Annotated in this window: 3 protein-coding genes; all 3 read right to left on the bottom strand. The window is 47.2% G+C overall.

Annotated features, from left to right (window positions below):
- Window positions 1–212: 212 nt before the first annotated feature.
- From DYP60_RS13725 to DYP60_RS13715, 3 genes are read right to left on the bottom strand one after another with little or no spacing between them, the layout of a single operon-like run.
- Window positions 213–1,241 carry a tyrosine-type recombinase/integrase gene (locus DYP60_RS13725; protein ID WP_117331586.1) on the bottom strand — a complete coding sequence of 343 codons (1,029 nt, stop codon included), beginning with the start codon at window positions 1,239–1,241 and terminating at the stop codon, window positions 213–215.
- Window positions 1,228–2,205, bottom strand: coding sequence for a tyrosine-type recombinase/integrase (locus DYP60_RS13720; RefSeq protein WP_165849601.1), 978 nt, complete (start codon window positions 2,203–2,205; stop codon window positions 1,228–1,230). Before DYP60_RS13720 ends, DYP60_RS13725 begins: the two co-directional genes overlap by 14 nt.
- Entirely contained in the window at window positions 2,202–3,740 is a 1,539-nt protein-coding gene (locus tag DYP60_RS13715; RefSeq protein ID WP_165849600.1) for a tyrosine-type recombinase/integrase, read from the bottom strand. Before DYP60_RS13715 ends, DYP60_RS13720 begins: the two co-directional genes overlap by 4 nt.
- Window positions 3,741–4,327 lie beyond the last annotated feature (587 nt).

Here is a 4,327-nt window from a genome sequence, read left to right as displayed (position 1 = left end):
GCCTCCTCCATGGAGGCAATCCCATGGCGGGTGAACTCCACCGGCAGCCGGCCTTGGAGTGTTCGGTTGAGGCGTTCGATCCGTAACCCTAAGATGAGGGTTACGGATCTAACTCTCAGCATAATTTAACCCTAAGGATTCAGGGAAATCATGTTTCTGGGCCATGCAGACGAATGGTTCCCGTACAGAACTTAGGGTTATCTTCTTCTGAATCAACGCAACCCGCTAAAATTTCTACAGTTCTCCTTGTGGTCTTTCCATTTCTTGGTGAGAGGCCGTTCAGCGATAGGCTGGATGGAAAGAATGGCGTTTCTAAGCATCTCGTCTGAAGGTTTGGCATACAGTCGTGTCGTCTCAATGTTGCTGTGGCCCAATAATGAGGAGACAAGGGCGAGTGAAGTTCCCTCCTGATACAGCTGGGTTGCCAAGGTTCTTCTGAATGCATGAGGATGGACATGTGCCGGGACCTCAGGGCACTTCTTCCTGGCTGCCTCTGCATGTTGCTTGATGATTCTCTCGGCGTTCCCGACCGACATGCGCCCTTTCCTCCCCCTGATGATTGTATAGAAGAGATACTGGTTTGAATCAGTGGCTTCAGGATGATACAGGGACATGTAGTTTTTCAGGTGGTTGACAGTTTTGTCAGACAAATACAACGGCCTTTGCTTGGACCCCTTTCCAGTTACAATGATGTATGATCCCTCCTTCTTGAGAAAAATGTCCGTCAACCTGATGTTGAGCAACTCGGATATCCGTGTGCCGGTATCATACAGAAGGATCATCAATGTCTTGTCACGAACACCAAGCCTGCTGTTCTTTGGTTCCGCGAAGATTGCATCCAGGGCAGCTTCAGATAATACTTCTCTTTCCTTCTCGGGGTTCTTGGTCGCCGTAACCCCCTTTGCTCCGATGTATATTGGAACAATTGAAATATCGTTTTGGGAAGCAAACTCAAGATAGGACTTGAGGGTCGCCAATCTTTGGTTCCGGGTACCGGGGGCATTACCTTTGTTTTTCAGGGATTCCAGGAAGTGTAGAATACAATCTCTGGTGCAGTCTTTGAAGCCAAATGTAAACACCGTCCCATGCAATTCTTCCTCGACAAAACGCTTGAACACAGTAAGGGCATCCCTGTAGGAGTCTATGGTCATGGGGCTGCAGCCTCTTTGTGCCGGCAAGTAGACATCAAGGTAGGCCAATGTCTGTGAAAAGAAGAGAGTGCTTGTTTCAGGCTTCTTCATGGTGCTGCACCTCCGGAATCACTCTAGCTCTGGTGGAGTCATTGCCACTGACCAAGGAGCCACTGAAAACGACCTGATGGTAATAATACAGTGTTTCAGGTGCACTGGCATGACCAAGATACTTGACCAGATACATCAGTTTTGCATCGACGTCTACTCCTTCCTTGATCCAGTTGTTGATTGTGTTTACAACAAATAAGTGCCTTAACGTATGCACCGTGGGGCTTTTGCAATCGGTCTTGGCACCACACCGCCTGTTCCAGAAGTATTTGAATTTTGCATCGGCGGTTGTTATCGGCAAGGATTTGTGCTTTTTCCCCGGGAAGAACCAGATGCGGGATGGGAGGTAATCGTTCATCGCCGCATCATAGGAACGACACAGTTGACGGCAATCTTCCGAAAGGTAGACGAGCCTGTCCTTATCCCCTTTGGAATGCAGTATTCTCAATATTCCCATGGAAAGATCAACATCATCACACCGAAGATTGCAGGCTTCTGAAATCCGCAACCCGCAGCAATAGATCACTCTGAATAGGCAGGAATACTCGATGGCAAACATTTGGTCTTGCCTTCTATGCGGTGAATACCGGTCGACACATGAGAAGAATTCCGAAAGTTCCTGACTGTCCATGAGATATGGTATTGGTTTCTCTGATGATGCCCCACCAGATTCAGGAACGCAAGCATCAATACCGATTGAAGTCAGATAGTAAGCAAATTGACGTACTACGACCATTCTCTTGTTCCGATAATTCTTTCCTTCCGTCGGAAGTTGCATGCTGAATTCAGATATCATAGGTCTGCTAAAAGTTCCGTCATTGAACCCGTTTGCCACGATGAATCTATCGAATTGCCCCAACAGCCGTTCCTCGGTGTCATAACAGAAGCCCATGGACCGTTTTTCTTTGACGAAGTCCTTCATCAGGGGGCCGAGTTTGCTGGTGAAGAGGATGCTTGTTTTCATAGCAGGCCCCCTTGGTATTCGATTCCCTGAAGGGTCATGGCACATTGGCGGATTTCCGGCTCATTCGAAGCTAGATACACTTTGAGTGTCGTGTTGTCGGAATGCCCCAGCAAATCTGAGATCGTTGAAAAGGGAGTTCCTGCCATCAGTAGTTTCGAGGCGAAGGTTTTTCTCGTGATGTGGAATCCTGTACATGGTGCCAGCTCGGCGTTTTTCATAATCCTGCCGATACTATCCCGACAGACCGAAGAACCCATGTTCCCATGTGGCGCCTTGAAGGAGAGAAAGACATAAGGGGAGTCGGATTCAGGCCGAGCCTCGGTAATATAGGCGTAGAGAGCATTTCCAACATTGACGGTGAACGGTATGGTAGTCCATACCCCCGTTTTTTGTTGCCTGAACCTAATTATCTCCTTATCCCAATCGATATGCGAGAATTGTAGGGCAACGATGTCTATACCCCGGATGCCCAGGTCATAGCCCAACGCAACCAACGCATTGTCCCTCTTTTCCATCTTTGTTCTTGGGTTGTTGAATTGTGCCTCAATTGCTGTTTGTTGCTCAAGACCCAATACAGTGATAATCCTGTCCTTTCTGGCCGCCATCGCAGGCAGGGCCAAATGCAACGACATTGGAACAAGGTTCTTTGTTGCCAGGAAAAACAAGAAGTTCCGTATCCTGGCATTGTAGGCTTGTTTCCCTCCGATGGTGGCATGGTGGTCCTGAAGGTTGAAGTCCTTGACAATCTGTGGTGTGAGCTCTGAAATGTCCCGAATACCTAAGGATTCAACGAAACCGAGGAATCTGCAACAAGATGAATGGATCATCGATATGCTCGAGGGCTTCAAGCATTCATGTTTTCGGTATTCGATATAGTCCAGAAGATGATGTTCCAAGTTTTCATTGATATGGTATTTCCTGCGGTCCACATGAGGAAAAAATGGAGAAATCGGCTTCCCCATCAGCAGTTCATGGATTAAATGAACTGCCCGAAGGTTTGAGTAGTATTCACTCTTGCTCCAGAAATGACGCCTTGATTCCATCCATTCATCCGCAATCCCAATCGAGTACCCCATATCATTGCAATAGAGGAACAATTCGAATTCTGTTGCTCCATGTATCAGCGCTTTCTTGTGGTTTTGAGAATATGAGCATTTTGTCAGGTATTCTTCTAGCTTGGCTACACCTTGTTCATAAACTGCAATCGGCTCCGTTCTCCTCTTTACAGAAAGTACTTTCCAAGGGTAGGCATTGTACTGTATCGGGTCAAGTAGAATGGCTTCATTCTGGAATGAGGGTTCCAACACCAGATGAATGGTCGGTTTCACCAGCCCCAACTTTTCCAGATATTTCAAGAAGGACTTCACATCGGAGTTCCGATTCCTTTTGCTTAGCTCCGGGGTTTCATCTGCCGCCGAATACCTGATGATTGCTTTGTGAGTCAGCTGGCTTGTATTCTTAACAGTTTCAAGGTCCAGTCTGATGAAGAAACAACTCAGAGACACCTCATAGTTGGACAGTGTCGTCAGACTCATCAAATGTTTACAGGATTCCTGGAAATCTCTTATTGCTTTCCGACACCAGATGGGCAAATCCCAAAAGGCCTGGCATATGGATATGTGAAACCCCTCGGGTGGCAGATCGTGATGAGCAATAAAACAGATGATCGTCAAATCCCTGCGTAAATCATGACGTTCGGCTCGTCCCATTGTAACCGAGAATTCTGAATCGTACTCCCATATGAGCTCTTCTGATAGCGAGTTTTCAGCAGGTCCCAGAAAAACTTCCAAGTTTTCCCAATACCTCAGGAAACGTCTGATCCTGTTGCTTGATCGTTCAAACCTCGAAAGGTATGAGAGGCAAGATACTTTCACGTAATCAAGTTGTTTTGACATAAACACCTCCAGATGTTTTTGTCAGTATCGGTCAGAACTTGATGCCGGACAATGCAAGATAACCCTAAGTTCTGTACGGGAACCATTCGTCTGCATGGCCCAGAAACATGATTTCCCTGAATCCTTAGGGTTAAATTATGCTGAGAGTTAAATTCGACCCTTCCGCTGAGGTACGGAGGTTGCCTCGAGCTCGATGCCCAGGGTCTTGCAGGCTGCGGAAAACTGGG

This window comes from Sphaerochaeta halotolerans, assembly GCF_003429665.1.
In the GTDB taxonomy this organism is placed as follows: domain Bacteria; phylum Spirochaetota; class Spirochaetia; order Sphaerochaetales; family Sphaerochaetaceae; genus Sphaerochaeta; species Sphaerochaeta halotolerans.
This window is presented reverse-complemented; position numbering and strand designations above follow the sequence as displayed.